The sequence below is a fragment of the Alkalihalobacillus trypoxylicola genome, assembly GCF_001590785.1.
Taxonomy (GTDB): domain Bacteria; phylum Bacillota; class Bacilli; order Bacillales; family Bacillaceae_D; genus Alkalihalobacillus; species Alkalihalobacillus trypoxylicola.
The window spans coordinates 424,876-451,864 of the sequence record NZ_LTAO01000023.1 but is presented as its reverse complement, the minus strand read 5'-3'; the positions used below and the strand labels follow the sequence as shown (position 1 = coordinate 451,864).

The following is a 26,989-nucleotide window of genomic DNA, read 5'->3' as shown; positions in this document are numbered from 1 at the left end:
GGAAAGTGATGAATAGTCGGAAATTAAGTATGGTGTTAGTGTTTTTGCTTATTTTTCAGACAATAGCTACATATGTACAGCCCATGAGAATTTCTGCTGAAGATTATACTCAAGGTTTTATTGATACGATAAAAATCGTAGATGGTGCTGGTCAGAATGTAGATTTGTTATCAACAGATTTAGAAGAAGTTTCTGTTCAAGTGCATGGGTCGACAGATGGAATCGATTTGTCGGATGGTTATCAACAAACCATTTCATTACCTGAACAGCTGAGTGTTGAGAATTTATCAAATGCTATTACTGATTCAAGCGGCGAGAAAACTTTAGGTCATTATTATGTCAACAGCAATGGAACCCTTAAAGTGGAGCTTGTCGCACAAGATGAAAACATAGAGGAATCCTCCCATTTTGTTTTCTCTGCTGTAATCGATCGTCCAGTAAGTGCTGAGGATGAAGAATCAGAGCAAGCAGAAGAAACAGCTCAAGAAGAAGCTAAAGGGGAAGCTTCAGAGGAGCTAATAGATGAGGAGTCAGAAGAAACGTTAGAGGAATTGGTGGATGAAGAGACTAATCCTACTTCGGATAGAGAATTAGAAATTATAGAAACCGAAGAAGAGGGCTCTATTACTACATTCTCAACAGAAGAGTTTGAACCAGTGATGAGTGAAGATGTTATTCATCAAGTGACATTTAGAATAAATGGCGTCGTAGTAGAAAACGAGGCCGAGGCTGAGGATGGAGATGATGTTTCTCTACGTTTTCAGCTTGATTTACCAGCTGGGCATTATTACGGTCCTGGTACGACATTGGTCTTGCCTTTACCAGATGTGTTTCAGAATGTGACCTTTCCAAATGGTATCGACTTTGGAGAACTAGGTACATTATCGATGAATGAAAATCATGAGTTAATCGTTACCTTTAATGATCAAATTCGTGATGAATTAGGGCAAGGGGTAGCGATTGATCCAGGCTCTTATTTCGATATTGGAGCGACACTTTCTGCAGCAGGAAAGGATTGGGTCGAGGATGTGGCTTTACCTGGTGGAGATATGATTTCCTTAACATTTAGACCTAAGGGTGGGTCAGCACTAGAAAAAGTCGGTACACCTGATCGTGATGGTAGAGATAGCCAGGAAATTGATTGGACTGTCAGAATGAATACCAATTTAGGTGATTCTAATGATACGTTGCATTTTGTAGATACACTCCAGGAAAATAATCATCAATTTCTTTCAGATTCTATTGTGGTGCAGGAAGTCATCGTTACCCCAACAGGTGAAAGAACACTGGGAGATATCGTTTCCGTCACACCGACGATTGCTGCTGACGGTTTATCCCTGTCGCTAGACCTTCCTAATAATCCAAGGAGAGCGTATGAGATTCGTTATAAAACGGAAATTACCGATCCGGGTGATGAAAATTGGGCGGAATTTGTGAATGAAGCGAGTGGAAGTGGGAGGACCGTCACAGAAACGGTGCGCTCGCAATATGGTGATCCATTAACGAAACAGCATCATGTAAATAACGATCTTACAACAGATTGGACGATTCGTTATAACTTTAATAACCGAAATATTCCACAGGCTCAAGCGATTCTTACCGATCAGTGGACGGTTTCAGGGGGAAGTAGTAGTGGAACGGCACAGCATGTACTAGTAAATGGTGTAAACGGTATTACTGTATATGAGGAAGATGGAACAACGGTTGTTGATTCCAATCAATATCAAGTTACAACAACTGCAAATGGCTTTACCATCCAATTTAATCAGGATGTTACGAAGCCTTATGTGATTACTTATAGTACTGAGCCGGGGCCAGATACGTATATTACAGATACGATGAGAATTCATAATACGGTTACACGTGAGGATAGACCAGATAATTCTGTAAACGAAACGGCTACTTATTCAAAAAATAACTTTATGTTAAATAAAACGAATAATGGCATTAATTATCAGGATAAAACGATTTCTTGGCGTATTGTAGCGAATCAAGCGGGTTATACGCTTGATGCCGGGACCGTACTCGATGATGTATTCACACATAGCAATTTAACGTTACGACCAGAAACATTGGTTGTAGCAGTAGGTGGAGACGAGTTAGAAGAGGACATTGACTATCGTTTAACTAACCTAGATAAGTCTGGTTTTCGAATTGAATTATTGAATGAAGTGAGTGAGCGCATAGAAGTAACCTATATCACGGATTATGATATAAGGGATGTTGGAAATAACAATCGTGAATATCATAATCAAATAAACATTATTGATTCAGGACTTCCTATTAATCCAAGTGATAGTAGCACAGTGAGAGTACGAGAAGAACAGAGAAACAGTGGCTATAAAAATGGTCATTATAATTACGGAACGAAAACCTTTCATTGGGAAGTAGGAATTAATTATAATCTGAACTCTTTAGAGAATGCGGTCTTTATTGACACGCTTCCAGAATCACAAAAAGTGTTAGAGATTTATAAAGAAAAATTAATCATTCATCCAAATGGAACGGTTACGGGTGATGGTGAAAAGGAACAAGTTGCTAATGAGGCTACCGAGGATCATGAAATTAGAGTAACTTTAGGTGAAATAGATGAAGCCTATCGAATTACTTATACGACCGAAGATGCTGACCTTACATTTGCGATGACACCTGACAATGTGCGAATTACAAACAAGGCACAGCTTTTAAATAATGAAACAATGGTTGCAGAATGGGAAAGAACCGTTACCGTTGCTTATACCGAAACTAGAATTGAAAAAGGTGTAAGAGACCCGAATTTCCCAAGTAATTCTAGAAATATTGAATGGGAATTGAAGTTAAATTATGGCCAGTCAGTATTAAGAAATGTTGTCATTACAGATGTAGTAGGAAAAGATGATGAAGATTATCCTAACCAAATGTATGTAGAAGATTCTTTTAGGGTGTATGAAGTTACCTTAACTGGTACAGGTACTACACCTACGGAAAGTAGGGAACTAGTTGATCCTTCGTTTTATACTTTGGATGTGGATAATAAGGAAGGAACCTTTGTCCTGACCATTAATCAAGACGAAATTGACAGTGCTTATTTAATTGTCTATGATACGTATTTCTTCGGTGAAAATGGTGCTGAGCTAAAAAATGATGTGACGATGTCTTATTGGAGCACGGAAGGAACACAAGGGCAAGCTGGTTTTTATTTAGCCAATTTCCGCCATGGAAATCAAGGCTCAGCCGCAAAGGTTAACTTTAAGGTGATGAAAACAGATGAAGAATCTAATATTCTATTACCTGGTGTAGCTTTTACACTATATAACGAAAACAATCGTAGTCGAGCTTTAATTTCAGGGGTAACGGATGATGAAGGAACTTGGGATATGGGCTTTCCGATAGCTGAAGGAACGTACGTTTTACAGGAAGTTCCATTACCCGGCTATCAAAATCCAGGTGATGTTCGATTTACTCTTGAAAGAAATCAAATTAATCCAGAGCACGGCTATCAATTAGTCGAAGTAGAGAATAGAAGAGGGCCTGTAGAAGCTGGAATGGTCCGTTTTGATGTAGAAAAAGTTTGGGATGGTGTTTCACAGGAGGAAGCGACCGTTCATTTAACGTTGGATGGTACGATTTTGGAAACGGCAATATTGAATGAAGAGAATGACTGGAAATATGTTTTCCAGGATGTCGATGAGCTAGATGAAAATGATGAGCCATATCTTTATGTTTTGGAAGAAGAAGAAATAGAGAATTATGAAAGTGTTATTACAAGAGATGAAAATTCGTTTACAGTTACCAACACATATATTCCAGAGCTGATTACTTTTGATGTAGAGAAAAACTGGATTGGTAAACGTGCGGATTCCGTAACTCTCTCACTTATGTTAGATGGTGATGAAGTAGAATCTGTGACATTAACAGAGGGGAATGATTGGCATGCTTCTTTTAGTCCAGTCGATAAAACGGATAAGTATCTAAATGATTTAGAGTATACACTGGTTGAAGAAGATATGACCTCCTATGCTTCTACTATTGTGAGAGAGGATCTTACGTTTGAAGTAACGAATACGTATATTCCAGATCAAGTGATATTTAATGTAGAAAAGATATGGAAGGGATCTTCTGAGGATAGTGTGACTGTCATTCTTATGCTAGGTGACGATGAAATAGAGACGCTTACGTTAAATGAAGCAAATGATTGGCAAGCTTCCTTTCAGCCAGTCGATGAAACAGATATTGATGGAAATGAGTTAGAATATGAACTAATAGAGGAACAAATAGATGGGTATAAAAATGAAATATCCAAAATAGACAATACCTATACAGTGACGAATATTCGTACTGGAGAAACATCTGTACCGGTAACGAAGTCGTGGTTAGATGATGAATCAGCAGACCGCCCAGAGTCGATTACCGTACACTTACTTCAAAACGGAGATCGCTTTGATGAAGCTGAGATCACAGAGATTGGAAACTGGCAATATACCTTTGATGAGTTAGAAGCTTACGATGAAGAAGGTCAGGCTTACACATACACGATCGAAGAGGAGCCTGTTCAAGGCTATGAAACGACGATCAATGGCTATGACATTACAAATCTACGAGTCGGCATAACAAGTGTTGAAGGTACAAAAACGTGGTGGGATGATGAGTCGGAAGACCGACCAGAGTCTATCGAGGTTAATCTCCTTCAAAATGGAGTCGTGATTGATACACAGGAAGTAACAGTTGATACCGATTGGACGTACCAATTTGAAAATTTAGCTCAGTATGATGAGCAAGGAGCCGCTTATCTATATACAGTGGAGGAAGTACCTGTTACAGGATATGAAGCGACCATCGACGGATATGATATCACCAATTTACGAGTTGGCACTACTATTGTAGAAGGAAGTAAAACTTGGAAAGATGACCGTGAAGCAGACCGCCCGGAAAGCATTTTCGTTAATCTCCTTCAAAACGAAGTGGTGATTAATACACAAGAAGTAACAGCTGATACGGATTGGAGTTATCAATTTGAGAATTTAAATCAATACGATGAGCTTGGAGTTTCTTATGATTATCGTGTAAGCGAGCATGGCGTACCAGGTTATCGCACTGAGGTCGAGGGCTATGATTTAACGAATATACGCTCCGAACAAATAGCGGTACCAGTAACAAAGGGTTGGTTAGACGATGAATCAGCCGAGCGCCCAGAGTCGATTACCGTACATTTGCTTCAAAACGGAGACCGCTTTGATGAAGCAGAGCTAACAGAGACAGGAAACTGGCAGTATACCTTTGAGGAGCTAGAAGCTTACGATGAAGAAGGTCAGGTTTACACCTACAGTATTGAAGAAGAGCCAGTAGAAGGCTATGAAACGACAATCAATGGCTATGACATTACGAATTTACGAGTTGGCACAACAAGTGTTGAAGGCACAAAAACGTGGTGGGACAATGAGTCGGAAGAGCGCCCAGAGTCAATCGAGGTTAACCTCCTTCAAAATGGAGTCGTGATTGATACACAGGAAGTAACAGTTGATACCGATTGGACGTACCAATTTGAAAACTTAGCTCAATATGATGAGCAAGGGGTCGCATATTTATATTCGGTAGAAGAAGCACCGGTAGCAGGATATGAAGCGACGATCAATGGCTATGACATTACCAATCTACGAGTTGGCACTACTCGTGTAGACGGAAGTAAAACATGGAAAGATGATCGTGAAGCGGACCGACCGGAAAGTATTATGATTAATCTTCTTCAAAACGGGGTCGTGATTGATACACAAGAAGTAACCGCTGAAAGAGATTGGAGTTATCAGTTTGAGAACTTAAACCAATACGATGAGCAAGGAATTCTTTATGATTATCGTATTAGCGAGCATGGCGTACCAGGCTATCGCTCAGAGGTCGAGGGTTATGACTTAACGAATACACGCTCGGAACAAACAGCGGTACCAGTAACAAAGGGTTGGTTAGACGATGAATCAGCCGAACGCCCAGAGTCGATTACGGTATACTTGCTACAAAACGGAGACCGCTTTGACCAAGGCGAGCTATCCGAAGCCGGAAACTGGCAGTACACCTTTGATGAGCTAGAAGCTTATGATGAAGAAGGTCAGGCGTATACCTACAGTATCGAAGAGGAGCCTGTTGAAGGCTATGAAACAACGATCAATGGCTATGACATTACGAATTTACGAATCGGCACAACAAGTGTTGAAGGCACAAAAACGTGGTGGGATGATGAGTCAGAAGACCGTCCAGAAAGCATTGTGATTAACGTATTGCAAAATGGAGAGGTAATCGGAACTGAAACCGTATCGGTCGAGAACGATTGGTCATACCAATTTGAAAACTTAGCTCAATATGATGAGCAAGGGGTCGCTTATGAATATACGGTAGAAGAAGCACCGGTAGCAGGATACGAAGCAATCATTAATGGCTATGACATTACCAATCTACGAGTTGGTACTATCCATGTAGAAGGAAACAAAACATGGAAAGATGACCGTGAAGCGGACCGACCGGAAAGTATTATCGTTAATCTCCTTCAAAACGGGGTCGTCATTGCAACCGAAATGGTAACATCTGATACGGATTGGAGTTATCAGTTTGAGAATTTAGACCAATACGATGAGCAAGGAATTCTTTATGATTATCGTATTAGCGAGCATGGAGTACCAGGTTATCGCTCAGATGTCGAGGGTTATGATTTAACGAATACACGCTCGGAACAAACAACTGTACCGGTAACAAAGGCGTGGTTAGACGATGAATCAGCCGACCGTCCAGAATCAATTACCGTGCACTTACTTCAAAATGGAGAACGTTTTGATGAAGCACAGTTAACAGAGAAAGGAAATTGGCAGTACATCTTTGAAGAATTAGAAGCTTACGATGAGGAAGGTCAGGCGTACACGTACACGATTGAAGAGGAGCCTGTTGAAGGCTACGAAACGATTATTAATGGCTATGACATTACGAACCTACGAGTCGGTACAACAAGTGTTGAAGGCACAAAAACGTGGGTAAATGATCATGAAGAAGTACGCCCAGACTCTATTATTGTTGAGCTTTATGCAAATGGGGATGAGGTAGCAACACAAACCGTAACAGAGGCTTCAGATTGGAATTATCAGTTTGAACATTTACCAGCTTATGACCAGAGCGGTGTTTTCATAGAATATTCTATTGATGAGGTTTCAGTTGCAGATTATACAACGACCGTTAATGGATTTGATTTGATTAATACGTATAACCCAGTAACGGAGGATGAAGAGCAAGAGGAAGAAAAAGCAGAAAATAATCAGCAGGAGGCCGTTCAAAATAATAAAAATGAACCAAAGGGTAACCTACCAAATACGGCAACCCATTCGTTTAATTATCTATTAATTGGATTGCTTATTGTAGGAATTGGATTTGCTTTGCTGAACATTAAAAGAAGAACCAGAAAAAGTCATTAAAACACTATCTTAAAAAGTGGGGCTTGGAAAGTTAATGGGATTCCATACGTTGAAGTCTTCCGGTTCTCCAGTAGCTCACCTACTAAAAAACAAAAGAAGAACGTGCCTCTTAAGGAACGTTCTTCTTTTTTGTCATTAATATATAAAAGGGCTATTTTTATAACGGTTGTACCATTGCTCTATTTCAGGATTAATCGGTAATTCCAAATCACTCATCGCTTTTACATATTGATAATATTGTTGATCAAGAAGCATTGTATTCTTTTTTTGGGCAAATATTTTCATTAGTGTGAAGCGAGCCTCTTCGTTCTCTGGATTGATTTGTAAAATCATTAAAAACCAGAATTCTGCTTGGTCAAGATTGTTTTCTAAATGATAAGCGGCTATTTTAGAAATATGTGTTAACCATTTTTTCTCTAAATGTATTCTCTCTTGGTCTACCCAAACATAGTCCATACTTTTTAAGTAATCCCCTTTATATAAAGCAGCAATTTCTTCATGCTGAGTAATGGTATGGGGTTCAATCGCAGGGGCATTTTCTAATCTTGATTGCCACACAACCTTATCAATCGTAGTGTTTTTTAATTTGAGTATATAACCACTTTGAATACTAGAAATTTCAATATATTCTTTGTATTTCGATATCGCTTGTCTTAATTGATAAATCGTCACATATATTTGAGATTTAGCTTTCTCTAGCTCTAGATGTGGGAAAAGTAGCTCTATTAAATAGTCCTTTGTCACAACCTGATTGTGATGGTGCAATAAGTATAAAAATAGCTGACATGCGTTGTGGGTGCGCCAACTAATCACCTCTGAAGGCTGATCCTGTAATTGAAAGGAAAAATCTCCAAGAACTGATATGTGTAATGGATGCTTAGTAGGAGCTATATCTCTATTGCTTGCTTTAAAATATCCTTCAATTCTTTCAAAGGTTTTTTTGAGCCTACTTCCGGTTACAGGCTTTAATAAGTAATCTAAGGCATTAATTTCAAATGCTTTAACGGCATATTGCTCGAAGCCTGTTACGAATATAATAGGGATATTTCTTTTTTCTTTCAAAATAATCTCAGCTAGGTCTAAGCCATTTACCGAAACCATTTCAATATCTGAAAAAATGACATCTGCATTTTTGATTTGCTGCTGTATATTCTCGGGATCAAAAAACGTATACTTACCTATAATATTAATATCTTTGATTAAACGTAATTGATGCTCTAAATAGTCTAGAGCTAATGGTTCATCATCAAATAATACGATATTCATAGAGTAATCCCTCCTCAAAAATACGGTAATCGTTTCATACGAGTATGATTGATTTTTCTCTTCTGGTACTCAAAAAATCCAACAAAAACTTAGATGAATCAGTTACCGGTATCCTCGCTTGACGTTGGTAAAATAAAAGAAATGAGAGTACCGTTCGGTTTCGCTGTAGAAATTTCTAACCCCGCTTTATTAAATCTTTTTAATCGCTTGTGCGCATTATAGATACCAACCTCTTTTGGGTTTTCTGAAGCAAGGATTTTATAGACTTTTAATAAATCGATACCGACCCCGTTATCTTGTATAGATAATCTGAGCTGCTTCTTTATTTCCTCTAATTTAATATCAATGCGTCCATCTTGTTGACGATTTTTTAAAACGCCATGATGTAAGGCATTTTCCACAAGTGTTTGTAATACTAACGGTGGAATGAATGCCGTACGGCTCGTCTTCATATGCCAATGAACCTCAAACTGAGCAGGAAAACGAATCGATTGGATGCTTAAATACGAGTTTACTAGTTCAATTTCATGTTCTAAAGGCACCAGCTGTTTAGTATTGTTAGAATCAAAACTACGATTGAGATAATTTCCAAATTCAAATAATAATTCAACCATGGCATCTTGGTTAGAGTGACCTAGTGAAGCAATAGAATTGAGCGTGTTGTATAAAAAGTGGGGCTTGATTTGTGCTTGGAGCCAAGCAGATTCTTTTGCCACCTTATCTTTAATCGCATGCTGTAATTGGATTAACGTACTAACTCGTGCTGTTAATTCATGACGCTCAACTGGTTTACATAGATAATCATTCGCCCCGCTTTGAAACCCTGTTGCGATATCACTTGGATGATTTAATGCGGTTAAAAGTAATATCGGTAAATCTGTAACAGTGAAGTGCTCTCTTATTTTTTTCGTTAACGTATAGCCCGACATTTGAGGCATCATAATATCGGTTATGATTAAAGAGTAATCATAGAGATTCTTCAATTTTAAAACATTCTCTGGATTGTCAAAGGTGGTTACATCGTATTGCTCTGATAATGCGATTCGAATTGTTTGCAAATTAATGGGGTTATCATCTACCACAATAATTTTTTCCTTCGATGTATCCGAATGTGTAAAAGGAATGGACTCAATAAAATGATTCGGTAATGAATAGGAGCTAGAATCAATGTTTTGATTTTGTTTTTCACTAATCGTTAAGCTGAAGGTTATTTTTGTTCCTTTATTCACTTGCGATTCGATCGAGAACGTACCTTTGTGCAAAGCGATGAATTCCTGTGAAATACTTAAACCAAGGCCGACTCCACCATGATCGTCATAATCGGATATATTGGATCCGCGTGTATAGGGATGGCTTATTCTTTCCAAATCCTTGGCTGGTATACCTATACCAGTATCTTCTATTGTAATAATCGCTTTGTTGTCTCTTTGAATAGCTTTAATAAAAATAGTTCCCTCTCTTGTGTACTTAAGTGCATTTTCTACAAGGTTAAATAACACTTGAAATAACCTTTGCGGATCGGCGTTTACAGCTGGGAAGTCTCTTGGTATCTGATTAAGGATTTTTATAGCTTTTCCTTGTGCGTATAGCTGAAGTACTTCAACAATATTATTACTCAAACTATATAGATAGGTTGGTTTTATGTCTAACGAAATATTATGGTCCTTTAAACGTGACATATCTTGTAAGTCGTTTAATGTATATTTCATATGATGGGAGACGTCTAAAGCTAATGTAAGCTCACTTCTTGTTTTGGAAGAGAGAGGTTTCTTTTCATCAGCAAGTACTTTCTCCAATACAACGATTACAGCATGTAAGGGGTTGCGAAGCTCATGCGCTGTACTTGCTAAAAATTGGTCCTTCTTTTTTTCGTTCTCAAGAATAATTTCCGTCTGTTTTTTATTCTCCTCTACTGTATCTGCATGCTGCTTAAAAAATAAAATCATGATAAAAATCATGGATAAAAGATAGTCGAGGGGATAAAACGGCATTTGAATGACATTAGATTTAAGTAATGCACCCCAAATGAAATTAGATAGATAAGAACAAATAAATAAAAAGATGAAATATCCATTATAATTGCCTTTAAAAATAGCTTTGATCGATAAAAAAAGCATAAAAATAATCGTTAATAAAAAAATCAAAAATTGAAGCATGGTCCAATAATGTATATATTCAATGGGAATGAAGATAGAAGCTATTAATAATGGATAAAAAAGCAGATTAGGATGATTCCATTTTTTAAAGGAAACCTGAAATATACTACTGCATAATTTCACCATAACGAACAAGGTAGCAATTAATAGTAACAGCAATAATCGATTTGCATCAGCTATAGAAATAGGTAGTTGAAGAATTACCTCATCATCAAGGATAATACTAGCTCCAAATAAAAGTAGCATCATAGCAAACAGTAGGAAGTTTTTCTTCCTAATATCCTTCAAAATAAAGTAAATGACTAGAGAATAAATTGCATGCAGTAAGAAGGTTATACTAACAATTAGCTGCATAGCATAAGCAAAGGTAGTCTGTTCTTCTATTACTTCTTGGCTACCTAAATAGACGTTGTTTGCAAGACCTCCACGAATAGGGAATTGCTGATTCGTTACATGAATAAGTAGCTCAATGCTCTCTTTCTCAGCCGGAATATGTACATGGAAGGGCCCCCGTATAAACCCTCTATCATTCAAACCATGATGTAACTCATTATGTTTATATATTGACTCTCCATTAACAAAAACTTCAGCTGCAGAAAAAATGCTGTAAAACCGTAAAGCTAAATGTTGATTAAAGGATTCTGGCAATTCTATTTGAAGCTGATAAGTACCTTGATTGATAGAATTCGTAGAATCGATTAATCCATTCCAATTACTTGGCACCGTAATCGTTTCTTCGGTCGTATGATTTTGGTTCGGATCAACCAGTTCATTAGGATAAAAAGACCAGTCTCCAGTTAGGTTTAGATATTTACCCGTTAAATGAATTTGAGTTAAATCCGCGACTCCGTTTTTTACCTCTACTTGCTCCACTGAATTTGAGTGGTAATCATACCAAAAAATGCGTAAACCTATGATTAAAACAACACTTATGAATGTGAATATGACAAAATATTTTGACGACCGCTTCAATGAAGCTCCCCCTATTTTCCATCCATTTTTTGTACAGAATTTGTACAGAACAAGGAAGTAGAATGATAGCTTAATAGCAGTTAAAAAGACTCATTGAGTTTCCCCTCAGTTTATCATAATTAACGAGAATGACCATACTGAATTTTTCACATTTTCATGATAATTAAAAAATAGAGAGATAAAGAAATCTTGTGTTAGAATGGTTTTTTTCCATTCATTTAACTTAAAACTGAAAGAGGATGAGGAATGAAGAGGCTTGTTTTATTTTTTATATGTTTGGGTCTGTTTCTTTTAGCAGGCTGTTTTAGTCGTCATGCAGATGCACCAGAGCCTATTACTCCTAACATTGAAATTCCAATATTAAATCAAGAGGCGAGAGCACCTATTGAGCAAATTATCACCACAAAAAAGCAGATGGCTCTCACCTTTAATGGATTAGCTGATGAGCAAACGATGGAGCAATTATTAGAGAAATTAAACACTTTACAAATCAAAGCTACCTTTTTCCTAAATGGACATGCTGTAGCTGAAAATCCAGAATTAGCTCAAAGGATTCTTGACCAAGGAAGTACGATTCAAAATAATACATTAAATCATGTTATGGTCGAAGGACTGAATTATGAAACGGCATTTCTTGAGATGAAGCTAGCGAATCGAGTTTTGAAGGAAAAAATAAATATAGAGCCAACCTATGTAAGAAGCCGTTCTAATGAAACAAGCCTTGAGTTTGAAGAGGCAGCGACTTCATTAAATATGGAGGTAGTCACTAGCACAATTAATCCTCGTGATAGTCAAATGCAGTCAGCAGAAGAGATTGCTGAATATGTAAAACGATTTTCAAAAAGAGGTTCGATTATCTCTTTAAATACGTACTTGAACCCGGAGGTTATTGATGCGATCGAATTGATTTATCATGATGCCGTTGAATCAGGTTATGAGCTGACAAGCTTGGAAGAAATGGAGCTCGGGAGTTATATGAAGAGTGAGCCAGTTGAAACGAACTCTCTTACACTCCATTCAAATACAGTTGAAACCAAACCTACTATTATTAAAAGGTTTGAAACGAATGAAAAGGAAATAGCCTTAACATTTGATGATTGGGCAAGTGATGAAACGCTCGAAGCTATTTTAGACATTTTAGATGAATATCAAGTAAAATCAACCTTTTTTTTAATCGGTAAAGGGGTAGAGGCTAGTCCTCAGCTTGCAAGATTGATTATCGATAGAGGACATGAGGTTGCGAGTCATTCTTATCACCATCAAGTGATTACGGAAATGGAAATCGAAGACCTGCAAGAGGATTTGGTTTTGAATGATCAAATCTTAACGAATGCTCTACAAGAAAAACCATTAAATTACTTCCGACCCGCACAAGGGTTAATCGATGAAGAAACAGCAAATGCGATTGCTGCTACGGGTATCGAATATATTGTACTGTATGATGTCGCTTCGTTAGACTGGGACCTGTCACGATCAGAAGAGGAAATCATTGAAAGAATTACAACAAGAGCAGAGCCTGGAAGCATTGTCGGACTTCATATATTAGATGGAGCTCATACCGTCTCTATTCTTCCTCAGGTCATCGAATACTTCCAAAATGAAGGCTATCAAATGAGGCGTATTTCGGAAATGATGAACGATGATAGAGCGGTTACGGAGGTACTATATGATCATTAAAGAAATACTGAGCAATCCTAAAAAGGATCGAAGGCTGCTCTCTAACATTCCTGATCCTTCTAGAAATGGATACGACCGAAGGGGTTTCTTTTCTAATGGAAAGCAAGCTGAGGGTGTAAACCAAGCATATCAAAAACGTTATGCTGGACAGCGATATTATGCAGAATTTCCAGTATCTCTAAAACAAATAACAAAAAAACAAAGTCATTCTTCAATCTGTGTCGATATTTCGAGCACAGGGATTTTATTAAAATTAGAGAACGATCATTTTTTTGACGGAAATGAATTAGAAGGAAAAATGAAACTGAAATTTGAAATTCCTGACGGCGTTATGCCAGAAGGATTTGAGTCTAAGGTATCTATTGAAGCAAAAGTGGTCAGGCAGTACACAGAAATAATTGATGAAAAAGAGTGTTATTTCGTCGCCTTAGAATTTGAACAATCTCTTTCAAATTATTTAAAAAAGCGCAGATGGGGATTGTCTATTTTTGCAGCGAGCTTATTTCTATTGTTTATCATGCTCCTTGTTCTTTTAATGAGAGCAGAAAGTGTGATTTATTTTAAATTTAATAAAATATTATATTTCTACAGTATCATGGCGGCTATTTTTTTATTAAGTCGATATATTTTTGGGTTAATGTATCGAAATATACCGGTGAACAAAAGCTTTGAGCCAGGGGTTTCAATTATTATTCCTGTTTTTAACGAAGAAAAATGGATTCACAGAACGATTCATAGCTGTATCGATCAGAGCTATCCTATTGATAAATTAGAAGTTATTGTCGTAGACGATTGTTCAAGCGATCAGTCTGTCGCAAAAGCTCGAGAGGCCATTGCTCAAATTAATCAAGAAGGAAAGCTATTTCGCACAAGTGAACGCTTAACACTGTATGTATTAGAAAAAAATTCAGGAAAACGTGAGGCGCTAGTAGAGGGCGTGAAGAGGGCGAAGCATGATTTAGTGGTGTTTGTTGACTCAGACAGCTTCTTGGAGCCGAACGCGATTTGCAATATTGTTCAACCTTTTCAGGACCCACAAATGGGTGGGGTCGCTGGTCGTACGGAGGTAGAAAATAAGTTTACCAATACCTTGACTAAGCTCCAAACGGTTCGTTATTATATTGCCTTTCGAATTATGAAAGCGGCAGAAGCGACCTTTGATGCGGTTACATGTTTGTCTGGTCCATTATCTTGCTATCGAAAGAGCTTAGTTATCGAGCATTCAGACGCTTGGTTAAATCAGCGATTTTTAGGACATCCAGCAACATTTGGTGATGACAGGAGTATGACTAATTATATTCTTAAAAGTCATCGAACTGGCTATCAGGACCAAGCGGTTTGTTCAACGATTGTTCCTTCTAGCTTTCGTATATTTCTGAAGCAGCAAATGCGTTGGAAGCGGTCATGGCTGAGAGAATCATTGCGTGCCTTCTCATTTATGTATAAAAAAGAACCCTTCATGTTTCTTTTTTTCTTTGTTGGTTTAATTGTTCCAATTGCTGCACCTATTGTAGTGACCTATAACTTATTATATGTTCCGTTTATTCACGGCATATTTCCGACTACTTTTTTAGTGGGCTTATTATTAATGGCCTTACTTTTAAGCTTTGCTCACTTAATGTTTAAGAAAAGTAAATTATGGCTCTTCGGACTTGTTTTTGTTCTATATTATGAATTTGTTTTATTATGGCAAATGCCTGTTGCTTGGGTAACTTTTTGGAAGTCAACATGGGGAACGCGAGATACCCCTCAAGATGTACTAGAGCAGCAAAAAAAACAAAGGAAAAAAGATAGAAAACAGACCGAAAAGATGAAAGAGGGGGCGTAAATAAATGCCACCAAAAACAGCAGATAAACCTTATAATTGGAAACGTAAAAATCGCAGGAAAAAGGTTAAGGTGGTGCTTCAACTCCTTGTCATCTCTTTTATGTTCGTCATGATAGCCCGGTCCATTTTTATTTTAAGCTCGTATGAAGCATTATCAGAGGGTGAGTTTACCAATACAGAGGGGTTTATCTCTTTATCCTATTTTGGCGTTGATCGAACAGGTTCAACGAATCATATATCAAATGATGAATTGAACAGACATTTAACACTGCTGAAGGAGCAAGGTTTTGAAACGATTTCACAACAGCAAGTCATTGATTTTTATCAAAAAAGGAAGCCGTTGCCAGAAAAGGCACTGTTTCTCTCGTTTGAGGATGGACGAACTGACTCTAGTATATTCACTCAAAAAATTCTAGAAAAGCTCAATTATCAAGCAACAATGTTTACTTATACCGAAAAGCTACAAACAAAGGATAGTAAGTTCCTAAAGCCCTCTCATTTAAAAAGTATGATGAAAAGTGGATATTGGGAGCTCGGGTCGAATGGACATCGTTTAGAGTATATAAATATCTTTGATAAAGAGGGGCAGTATTACGGTGAAATGGAAGAAAATGCATGGCCAAATAAAACCTTAATAGAATACTACAATCATTATTTAATGGATTACCTAAGAGATGAATATAGTATTAGCAAAGAAACTCGTCATGAAATGGAACAACGAATCAAAGCCGATTATGAAAGCATGGAAGAAAGCTATCTGCAGTATTTTGGTGAAATGCCTAAGTCCTATGCGATTATGCATGCAAATTCCATGTACAATAACATGGATTCTTCCGTTGAAGCCATTAATGAAGAGATGATAGAGAAGTTGTATGCTCTTCATTTTAACCGTGATGTGCATGCTTTTAATAATTCCGAAGAGGATATATACAATTTAAATCGACTTCAAGTAGCGCCACATTGGCCGGTTAATCATCTACTCATGAAAATGAAATATGATTCAAGCTCTTTCTTCTCTTTAAATTTTGAAAGAGGAACTGAAGAAGTCGCTGATATGTGGCAGGTCGAGAATGGGGTTGGGGAATTTCAGTATCAAAAAATGATATTAACCTCTGAGCCAAACGAAGAGGTAAAAGCAACTCTAGAATCTCCCTTACCTAATACCTTCAACATCTCTCTTCAATTAAGTGGAGCCGTTGTAGGCAAACAAATGGTTTCCCTTCAATCTTTAGATGAGAAAACGGAACTAACGGTCATTTTGCAACAAAATAAAATATATGGCTACTTAAGCGCTAAAGGAACGGAGCAATTGCTATTTGAAGAAAGTCTTGATGAAATAGCTTGGAGTGGAGAAGATTATTCATTCCATAAAGCAACACATTATGACTATATCGAAACCCAAGCAGGGTCAAGAATCAATCAAGATGATTATCCAAGTACTTTGATGAACAACCGGAAAATCACTCTAAAAATGGATGAGGATCAGCTTCAAATAAAAATGGATGCTATTCCGTTATATGAAGGTGAATTCTCCTCTTCAACTAAAGGATATACATTATCACTTGGTGGAGAGTTTATACAGCAAGAAACCTCTTCTGAGCAATATGTGGATACGATTTATGATTCCATATTTGAACAGATTGAGATGGAAGCAGGAGAAAATGTTCAATATATTGAACCGACAAAATCGAAAACCTCCTTTTATCAACATAAGATATCACAATGGTTTTCAAAGTTAATTGATTTCTTTGTTCAAGAGTTTTAAAAGGGAGGAATTAGATGTCAGCTCGCCATTTCTTACTGATTGGTCTTTGTAGCTTGATACTTGCTAGTTGCCAAGCTAATGATCATAGCAGCATGAATGATAAGAAAGAATTGCAGGAGGCTCTCCACTTGACTACTAGTTTGTGGGTCGTTGACTGGCAGAGTGAGGAAAGTTTACAGGATGCAGAGACCATTAGTCATTCCCTTCATAACCTTATTTTATTTGGCACCTATTTCGATGAAAATGGCGATTTTTACCAGCCTGATTCAGCAGAAGAAATGGTAGAAACGGTTCTAACGGAAAAAGAACATCAATCATCAGTGTATCTTTCTTTTGTGAACGACCAATTTATGGATGATGGGACGATTATTCAGAAAAACCCAGATTTATTAGTGAATATTTTAGAGACAGATTACAGTAGAAAAGAACATATCGAGCAAATACTATCATTTGTTCATGATAAACCTATTGATGGAATTGAAATGGATTATGAAAAAATTCCTACTGAGTACAAAACAGATTTTTTTCTATTTACAGAGGAGTTAGGACAAGCGCTTCAGCCTCTTAACCTTTCTCTAAGAGTGGTTTTAGAGCCTGGATTTTTACCTGAAGAAAATGAATTACAGGAGAGCATCGATTATGTAGTGATGGCATACAATCTATACGGTTTTCATAGTGAACCGGGTCCTAAGGCAAGCTATGAATTTCTTGAAGTTTTATCAAAGAGATTTCCTAATGATTTAGGAAATATCGGAATGGCGTTAGCGACAGGAGGGTTTAGCTGGCAAGGGGACCATGTACAAGCTTTGTCTGAACAGGACGCTTTAGCATTAATTAGTAAGCATGAATTGACCCCAACGCGAGATCCAAATAGCGGTGCAATGACCTTTACTTTTATAGAGAATCATCAACTAGTTGAGGTATGGTATGCAGATGGCATTACCCTTAAATCGTGGGTAGAGTATTTAATGGAGCTGGATGATTATCGTGATTTTTCCTTTTGGCGTGCAGGTCAATTAGCAGAAAGTACATTAAATCACCTAGCAAATTTAAACGAGGATGTTATGAAGGAGAAACGAAAATGACAATAAAGCAACCCGCTCATATTGCCGTCATTGGGTTAGGCTATGTGGGGATTCCTTTAGCAATCGAATTAGCTAAAGAATATAAAGTAAAAGGCTTTGATATATCTCAGGAAAAAGTTCAAATGCTTCAGGCAGGTATTGATGTGACGAAGGAAGTAGGAAGTCAACGGTTAAGAAGTACATCGATGGTATTCACGTATCATTTAGAAGATATTAAGGTCTGCAATGTATATATTATTGCTGTACCTACGCCGATACATTCAGATAAAACGCCTGATTTAGAGCCTGTAAAAAGTGCTTGTGAGATGGTAGCTTCAGTCTTAAAAGTAGGAGATTTAGTTATTTTAGAATCAACTGTTTACCCTGGCACAACGGAGGAAATTTGTATCCCGCTTCTTCAGGAGCTGTCGGGATTAACGCTAGGGAAGGATTTTCAAGTAGGATATTCACCCGAACGAGTCAATCCTGGAGACCAAAAATATAGTATACGTGACATTGTAAAGGTGGTATCTGGATCGGATGAGGAAGCATTAGAAAGAGTAGATGGGATTTACTCCTCTATTATTGATGCAGGAACTCATCGAGTCTCCTCTATAAAAGTAGCAGAAGCCGCTAAAATTATCGAAAATGCCCAAAGAGATATTAATATCGCCTTTATGAATGAGCTATCGATGATTTTTAATAGTATGGATATTGATACGTCCCAAGTCATTGAGGCAGCGTCTACTAAATGGAACTTTCTAAAATTTTATCCAGGGTTAGTTGGCGGGCACTGTATAGGGGTAGATCCGTATTATTTTATATATAAAGCTGAGCAATTAGGCTATCATTCGCAAATAATGACGGCAGGAAGACGAATTAATAATTCGATGAGCTCTTTTATCGTAAAAAATATCGTCAAAGAATTGCTCAAAACAGGAAATCATTCTTTAAAGAAAATTGGCGTATTAGGAATGACCTTTAAGGAAAATTGCCCCGATTCACGTAATACAAGAGTCATCGATGTAGTCGAGGAACTTCAGGAATATGGTGTCGAAGTACTCGTATACGATCCAATCGCTGAACGAAAAGAAGTGAAGAAATCGTATGGGATCGATTTGGTCGAGAAATCACAATTAAAGGAACTAGATACAGTCGTCATTGCAGTGGCACACGATATCTTCAAAGAAGAATGTCCACCTAATCAATTGAAAAAGATGCTTAGAACCGATTCTTCATTGATTTTCGATTTAAAGTCTCTTTACGCCAATAGTGATTTAGAAAAGCACCAATTAATAGCATGGAGACTGTAAGGATCTAGGTAAATAAGAGTATGAAGTGAATTCCTTAACATAAAGTTGCAAATAAAAGGACAAAATGAGATTAGCTAAACGGGTTGTATTGGAAGTTTCCAATATGCTAATTAGGAAAATATTTGGTTTTATGGGATAAATTCATTGAGATGACGCTTATTTATTAGGTTGATTGGTTATTGACAAACGATTTTGTAGCGTTTACAATATCATCAAATAATAATATTTTGGGATTGTAACTGCATTGGGCAGGCAACACCTAAATAACCGTTAAATAAGTGTACTTTATACTTATTTGGTTATTTGGGTGTTTTTTTATTTTTAGGAGGGAGCATCGTGCGTATAAAGAAAATTTATAATAATAACATTATTTTGGCTCACGATGAAAAATCAGTTGAAAAGATTTTGTTAGGCAAAGGAATTGGCTTTGGAAAGAAAGAGGGGGATGAGGTTACCGAGGAGAAAGTGGAGAAGATATTTACCTTAGAGACGAAAGAATTAGTTGATAGCTTTGTTAATTTAGTTCATGAAATTCCGATAAAGCATTTTGAGCTAACAAATATTATTATTAAAGAAGCTGAAAAACAATTAAATACAACATTTAATGATAGTATCTATATTGGTTTAACGGACCATATTAATTATGCTCTCTTCCGCCACAAACAAGGGGAGCATATACGAAATGCGTTTTTATGGGAAATCAAAAAGTTTTATCCTCAAGAATACAAGGTTGCTCTTCATGCACTCGAAACCATTTATTATTATGAAAAGATTAAGTTAACAGAGCATGAGGCAAGCTTTATCGCCCTACACTTTGTTAATGGTCAAAATGTAGAATCAGATATCGATATAAAAGGTAATAGGGAAAATGCCGTTATTTTAGATATCCTAAATATTATTAAATTCCATTTTAAAATGGAGATAGAAGAAGATTCCATTAATTATAGCCGATTTGTGACTCATTTAAGATTTTTTCTAGAAAGAATTAATGGGCAAGTACGATATGATTCAGATGATAATCAATTGTTTAAGCAAGTAAAAGCTAAATATACAGATACTTATCAGTGTATATTAAAAATAGATGCCTATTTTCAATCAAAGATGAATGTTTCCATGACTACCGAGGAGCAATTATATTTTATTCTTCATATTAATCGTTTAACAAATAGGGAAAATCAAATAAGATCTCATAACGGATTGTAACTGCTAGGCAGGCAACACCTAAAATGATCTTGTATGAAAGAAGCTTGTATTGTCATGCTTTCTTCATGCTTGCTCGTTCTAGGTGTTTTTTAATGACCAAAAACTGGAGGGAAGAACCATGAAATATACAGAACTCGCTAAAGAGATTCTTGAGCAGGTTGGTGGGGAAAAAAACGTATCGAATCTAGCTCATTGCGTGACACGTTTACGATTTAATTTAAAAAATGACCAGCTGGCTGATTTAGAGAAAATCAAGCAAATTGATGGTGTAGTTGGAAGTGTCAATAAAGGTGGACAAGTTCAAGTGATTATAGGACCTCACGTGAAGGATGTGTTTGATGAGGTTAATAAGCTTGGAAATATGAATAGTGGTGAAAAGCCCGAGAAGGATGATAAGAAAGGCTTTGCTAAGGTATTAGATATTATAGCGGCCATCTTTATCCCGATTGTTGGGGCATTAGCTGGCTCTGGGATGGTTAAGGCGATTTTAGCGTTAAGCACAAACTTTGGCTGGATGACGACTGAATCTCAAACCTACTATATCTTAAACCTGATGGGCGATGCCGTCTTTTATTTTCTACCGTTCTTAATTGCCACTACAGCAGCGAAGAAATTTAATACTAGTCCATTGCTAGCGTTAGTGTTCGCAGGAATTCTACTCCATCCTGACTTAACGGCTCTTAGAACAGAAGGCTTGGAAGCTTCATTTTTAGGAATACCAATTAAATTAGCTGTTTACTCATCATCTGTTATTCCGATTATTTTAATTGTATTGCTTCAATCGTATGTAGAAAGATTTATGCAAAAATACACGCCAAATGTTGTCAAAATCTTTGTTGTGCCGATGGTTGTTATCCTTATTGTAGGACCAATTGGATTAATCGTATTAGGACCAATAGGCGCAATTATCGGGGAATATTTAGCACAAGGCTTTACGTTTTTAGATGAAAGAGCAAGCTGGTTAGTACCATTTTTAGTGGCGACCTTTGCACCATTTATTGTTATGACAGGGATGCATTACAGCTTAGGTGCTGTGCAAGCAACACAGCGTGCAGCGGTAGGGTATGGATCAATACTTACACCAGCGACTTTGTCTTATAATATGGCACAAGGTGGTGCGGTGATTGCCTTCGCTGTAAGAACGAAAAACAAAAAGCTAAAAACATTAGCTACATCAACAGGTTTATCTTGTTTTATGGGAATAACGGAACCAGCTCTTTATGGTATTACCTTACAGCATAAGAGAACATTAGCATCAACAATGATTGGAGCTGGGGTAGCTGGTTTGTATGCAGGGATTACAGGAATTAAAACCTATTCGGCAGGAACCTCCAATATATTCTCTCTACCCATTTACATGGGTGGAGATACAATGTGGAATTTCTATAATGCAATTATCACACTGATTATTGCTATCGTTGTTGGTTTTATTGCTTCATTAGTTTTATTTAAAGAGGATGAGCAAAAAGGTGACCAAGATGGAGAGAAACAAAATGAAAGTCATTCGAGTGTGAAGCTGAATGAAAATATGAATAAAAAGACAGAAGTCTACAGTCCTTTAATTGGAAGTACCGTTCCGTTATCAGATGTAAATGATGATGCTTTTGCGACGGAGGCGATGGGGAAAGGTATGGCCGTATCACCAACTGAAGGTAGTGTGTTCGCACCATTTGATGGCAAAGTTGCTATGGTATTTAAAACTAAGCATGCTATTGGGTTAATAAGTGATGATGGATTAGAGCTTTTAATTCACGTTGGAATTGACACAGTGAAGCTGGATGGGCAATTCTTTACAACTCATGTTCAAGAAGGTGACCTTATTAAAAAAGGGGATACCCTATTAAGCTTTGATACCGAAAAGATTGCAGAAGCAGGTTTTGATTTGACGACACCTATCATTGTCACGAATACTGGTCAGTATTTAGATGTGGTAGAAGGTGACATAGATACAGTAACGAATGATACGGTTTTGTATACAGCCGTTAAATAATTTTAGAAAGGATTTTTTATATGACTGTCTTTCCAAAAGATTTTTTATGGGGTGGTGCAACAGCCGCCAATCAATGTGAAGGAGCCTATAATAAGGGGGGAAAAGGATTATCTGTTCAGGATGTGTTACCTGGCGGAATATTTGGGCCGATTACAGATGGTCCAACAAAGGATAATCTCAAGCTAGACGCGATTGATTTTTATCATAGGTATGAAGAAGATATTAAGCTGCTTGCCGAGATGGGCTTTAAGGTATTTAGGATGTCGATTGCTTGGACTAGAATATTCCCAACAGGGGAAGAGGAATTGCCAAATGAAGAAGGCTTGGCATTTTATGACCGTGTTTTTGATACATGCCGAAAGTACAAGATTGAACCATTAGTTACGTTATCTCATTACGAATCTCCTCTATATTTAAGTAAAGCCTATGATGGATGGAGAAGTAGAAAACTCATTGATTTGTTTGCTAAATATGCAAAAACAGTTTTTAGACGTTACAAAGACAGCGTAAAATACTGGGTAACCTTTAATGAAATCAATGTCACCTCACATATTCCTTTACTAGGTGGGGGGGTGCTTACACCAAGAGACCAATTGACTAAGCAAGATATGTATCAGGCTGCTCATCATCAGCTGGTCGCAAGTGGATTAGTGACCAAAATAGGTAAAGATATTAATCCAGAATTTAAGATTGGTTGTATGGTAGCTTCGGCTCCACGGTACCCTATGACTTGTCATCCGGATGATGTCACTTATGCGATGGAAGAGCAACAGGAGCTGACTTTATTTGTACATGTTCATGCCAAAGGTGAGTACCCTTACTATACAAAGCGATTATTTGAACAAGAAGACATTACATTAGAGATAACGGAAGAAGATAAGCAGCATCTAAAGCATACGGTCGATTTCATTTCGTTTAGCTATTATAATAGTAAAACAGTGGCAAAGGATCCGTCTAAATATGAATTAGCACAGGGAAATCTTTATCGAGGTTTACGAAACCCTTACCTTGAGTACTCAGAATGGAATTATCCTATTGATCCACAAGGTTTGCGATATATTTTAAATTTCTATTATGAACGCTACGAGCTTCCGATGTTTGTTTCAGAAAATGGAATGGGAGCGATCGATCATCCTATTGAAGAAAATGGTACTTTGACGGTCGATGATAATTATCGAATTGACTTCCATAAAAGTCATTTAATAGAGGTCGGAAAAGCGATTCAGGACGGAGTCGATGTATTTGGATACACCTCATGGGGATGTATTGACCTAATTAGTGCAGCTTCTGCACAAATGGAAAAGCGTTACGGCTTTGTTTATGTTGATCGTGATAAAGATGGTAACGGAACGATGAATCGTTATCCGAAAAAATCATTTTACTGGTATAAAGACGTCATTTCAACCAATGGTCAATCGTTGTTTGATACGAAGGATTAAAAGTAATATGAAAAACAAAAGTATTTTGCCCCACTAGTTAGAGAAAATCTAGCTCGTGGGGTTTTTAGGTTATAGAGAATGGCATCGTCAAATCAAAGGTCTCAAAACGATATTTAAGGGCAAATGAGGCCGGGACAAAACTCACTAATAAATAATTATACTATTCTAGGTCCCCGCCTGTTCGCTTACCCAATACACTTCGCGTCCGGTGGGGTGGCGCCGAACTAACATTTTTTAAAAAAGTGGATTTCGGCATGGCCACTACTTCTCACTGGAGTCTCCGTGTCTTGTGTCCGCTAGCTTACGTCTTTCATAGGGAATCTATCCGTTCAAAAAAACCTCCTTTTTCCAAAAAAGGAGGGATCATAGTTCATTATTGATGTTTGCATCCATTACACATTTTTTCGAATTTCTCTAAAGTGATGTTTTAAATCAGATTTTTTCGCAGCAAAATGCTATATAATTAAGAATTTTTTATCTGGCGAATCATTGAAAAAATCTGACCTCGGTGATTGGCTTCATGTTCGATTAGGTGATAAATCACCCATTCAGGTGTAACGTTGTATGTGTCGAATGTCCGTGGGCGGCGATATTCAGCTAGTGACATTTGTTGAAAGACTATATGCAACCTTTCTCTCACTTTTCGAAGTCTTAATAAATGAAATTCAATCGAGTCACCCGTTACCATGGAAAGCTTTTTATCCTCGCCGTGAAAAGGGTATGGAAAGAGCTCTAATAGGTCAGAATCAAAATTTTCTTGCTCCAGAACCTCAACAAATAGCCAATCTGCTTCAACTAAGGCTATATGATATAACAAAGAGCCAATTGTACTTTCTTGTTCCATAGGTTGATCGAGTTGATGTTGATTTAAAGGGCTTATTTGTTTGATTAGCTCGTTGCGTATATCTTCTAAGCACCATACCCAGCGACTAATATCAGGCTCTTTGAAGCTCGGGTCAGTATGAACGAAAAAGTTATCTTTTGACATAGTATAAGGCTCCTAATCTTGGATTTGCTCTAAACGATCTTGGTATTCTGATAATTCTTCCTCTGTCTCACTCCATTCCTCAGCATGCATGTTCATGATTTTTCCGTTAAACACCTCAAGGATGATGTTTACATTCTCCGTATCATTTACTAATAAGAAGTTAAAAATGGGAAGACCCATTTCTTGTTGGCTAATGACACTTATTTGAGAATCGGCTAGTCTCTCTAAAAGTGGATGTTCACTCTTCGCTAAAATAACATCTTGGTATTCTGCTGTTACATATTGTAGAGCTCGCTCTAAGTCACTAGCTTCTAAAGCAGCCATAAATTGCTCGATCGTTTCTGAATGTGCTTCCATTGTGGAAAGCTGCTCTTCTTGATTAATCTGCTCTCTACTTTCTTGAATAGATTCTACTAATTCAGATGAAACGGGTTGGGGTCGATTAATTTGTTCAGTGAATGTCGGTACAAAACGAGCGATTAATGCTAGACTTATACCAATCATTAATAAATAGACAGGCCAGTTGCTAGACTCTTTAGGGTATTCCATTATGGTAGAGTTTGACTTTTGTTGAGTTTCATTTTTTTCAACTGAAATAACTGCTTCTTCATTGCTTGAGAAAACTTTTGAATCTGAGTCAGGCGAGTTAGTAATCTCTCCTATTTCCTTACTACTTGTATCCTCTTCACTCAAGTTAGTAACTTCGAAGGTATCAACGGATGTATCAGGTGCTATATCTTTTAATTTTTGCTGAGTACTTTCTTTAATATCGTTAAGATTGTCTGAATTCCAAATTTCTGCTAGTTGAGCTTCAAGCTCTTCAGGAGTTAAAGATTTTGGTTTTTCTTTTTTGACTAGCTCACTTTTATCTCGATTGTCACTTTCCTTATTAGATAAAGTCCGTTCAATTTCTCTAAACTTTGATCTTCTCTCAAGATCTGTTTTAGATTCCATATCCCTTTTATCATGCTTAGAGAAGCCAGCCTTCTTTAAAACTTTTTGTGAAATAGTCATACTGGCTATAGATAGTAACAAAAATAATCCGAAAATAACTAAAAAATGATTTTTGAAGATGAGATACATGCTAATAATCTCTATAAGCAAGACAATCATAGGAATATTCCACTTTCCTTTTGAGAGCTTAAATATCCAGCTACTAGGTATCCTAACAACTGGAATTAGGAAACGGTTTAACCGATGTTTAAACCGAACAAAGCGATTTATAGTAGGGTAAATTTTTTCATAAGAATACCGAACGTTCTCGTCCTCAGGATTTATCTCCATCGCATTTTCAACAAACAATCTAGCTTTATTAAATTTGTTTTCTTCATAGGCTAATTCGGCAAATCTAAGTAAATTGTGATTTGGATCTGCTTGAAAAGCTAACTGTTCATAAGTCCTAGCTTTTTGTTTGTCCTTTAGATGGTAATGCAAAAAGACTGTGTAAAACCCTAAATACTCAGCATTGTGAGGTTGGAGTTTTATAGCTTCTTCAAAATGCATATCAGCCTTTTTAAAATCTAGTAAAAAGATATATAGATAAGCGGCTTCTATGTGAAAATCATGCTCATTCGGATATAATCGTAATGCAATATCTAGTAATTCTTTTCTAGCTTGAACATTATATTGATAAAGTCTATAAATTTTAAGAGCTAGCCCAATTGAAATATCACTTTCTGGTCCTACCCTTAATGACTCATGTAACCAATAGAATATCTCCTCTTCTTGATTTAAGTGTTGATAGTGAAAGGTCATCAAAGCATATCCAATTGGACTTTCTGGGGTGTCACGAATCACTTCTTCTGCTTCGGCTTTTGCTCTATCACTTTCCCCTCTTGAATGATATAACTTTATTAGATTCACTTTACCTCGATACGAATAACTGTAATCAGAAGACATTT

Annotated in this window: 13 protein-coding genes; 9 read left to right on the top strand and 4 right to left on the bottom strand. The window is 37.1% G+C overall.

Translation table 11 applies throughout. The features are described from left to right. Window positions 1–8: 8 nt before the first annotated feature. The gene (locus AZF04_RS14615) at window positions 9–7,427 is read left to right on the top strand and encodes a Cna B-type domain-containing protein (protein WP_061949369.1); all 7,419 of its coding nucleotides are present in this window, start codon (window positions 9–11) and stop codon (window positions 7,425–7,427) included. 135 nt (window positions 7,428–7,562) lie between these two features. Here AZF04_RS14615 and AZF04_RS14610 read toward each other — a convergent pair whose 3' ends face one another. Next, window positions 7,563–8,693, bottom strand: coding sequence for a response regulator (locus AZF04_RS14610; RefSeq protein WP_061949368.1), 1,131 nt, complete (start codon window positions 8,691–8,693; stop codon window positions 7,563–7,565). A 98-nt stretch (window positions 8,694–8,791) separates the two neighbouring features. After that, window positions 8,792–11,821, bottom strand: a complete 3,030-nt coding sequence (locus tag AZF04_RS14605) for a hybrid sensor histidine kinase/response regulator (RefSeq protein WP_061949367.1) — start codon at window positions 11,819–11,821, stop codon at window positions 8,792–8,794. A 246-nt stretch (window positions 11,822–12,067) separates the two neighbouring features. On the opposite strand from AZF04_RS14605, the gene AZF04_RS14600 reads away from it, so the two are divergent. The 8 genes from AZF04_RS14600 (at window position 12,068) to AZF04_RS14565 (ending at window position 24,100) form a co-directional block, all read left to right on the top strand. Next, entirely contained in the window at window positions 12,068–13,498 is a 1,431-nt protein-coding gene (locus AZF04_RS14600) for a polysaccharide deacetylase family protein (RefSeq protein WP_061949366.1), read from the top strand. Next, window positions 13,488–15,326, top strand: a complete 1,839-nt coding sequence (locus AZF04_RS14595) for a glycosyltransferase (protein WP_061949365.1) — start codon at window positions 13,488–13,490, stop codon at window positions 15,324–15,326. Before AZF04_RS14600 ends, AZF04_RS14595 begins: the two co-directional genes overlap by 11 nt. A 4-nt stretch (window positions 15,327–15,330) precedes the next feature. Then, entirely contained in the window at window positions 15,331–17,091 is a 1,761-nt protein-coding gene (locus AZF04_RS14590) for a polysaccharide deacetylase family protein (protein ID WP_061949364.1), read from the top strand. A gap of 128 nt (window positions 17,092–17,219) precedes the next feature. Then, window positions 17,220–18,176 carry a glycosyl hydrolase family 18 protein gene (locus tag AZF04_RS14585; protein WP_061949363.1) on the top strand — a complete coding sequence of 319 codons (957 nt, stop codon included), beginning with the start codon at window positions 17,220–17,222 and terminating at the stop codon, window positions 18,174–18,176. Further along, complete coding sequence (locus AZF04_RS14580; protein WP_061949362.1) at window positions 18,173–19,468, top strand: nucleotide sugar dehydrogenase; 1,296 nt, start codon at window positions 18,173–18,175, stop codon at window positions 19,466–19,468. The genes AZF04_RS14585 and AZF04_RS14580 overlap by 4 nt, the downstream gene beginning before the upstream one ends. Window positions 19,469–19,804: 336 nt before the next feature. Next, window positions 19,805–20,671: a BglG family transcription antiterminator LicT gene (gene licT, locus AZF04_RS14575; protein WP_064504152.1), complete on the top strand. Its 867-nt coding sequence runs from the start codon at window positions 19,805–19,807 to the stop codon at window positions 20,669–20,671. 118 nt (window positions 20,672–20,789) lie between these two features. Further along, the gene (locus AZF04_RS14570) at window positions 20,790–22,661 is read left to right on the top strand and encodes a beta-glucoside-specific PTS transporter subunit IIABC (protein ID WP_061949361.1); all 1,872 of its coding nucleotides are present in this window, start codon (window positions 20,790–20,792) and stop codon (window positions 22,659–22,661) included. Window positions 22,662–22,681: 20 nt separating this feature from the next. Beyond that, window positions 22,682–24,100, top strand: coding sequence for a glycoside hydrolase family 1 protein (locus AZF04_RS14565; RefSeq protein WP_061949360.1), 1,419 nt, complete (start codon window positions 22,682–22,684; stop codon window positions 24,098–24,100). Between the two features lie 463 nt (window positions 24,101–24,563). Here AZF04_RS14565 and AZF04_RS14560 read toward each other — a convergent pair whose 3' ends face one another. Both AZF04_RS14560 and AZF04_RS14555 read right to left on the bottom strand, forming a co-directional pair. Next, window positions 24,564–25,088, bottom strand: a complete 525-nt coding sequence (locus tag AZF04_RS14560) for a DinB family protein (protein WP_061949359.1) — start codon at window positions 25,086–25,088, stop codon at window positions 24,564–24,566. 12 nt (window positions 25,089–25,100) lie between these two features. After that, window positions 25,101–26,987, bottom strand: coding sequence for a tetratricopeptide repeat protein (locus AZF04_RS14555; protein WP_061949358.1), 1,887 nt, complete (start codon window positions 26,985–26,987; stop codon window positions 25,101–25,103). Window positions 26,988–26,989: the final 2 nt, after the last annotated feature.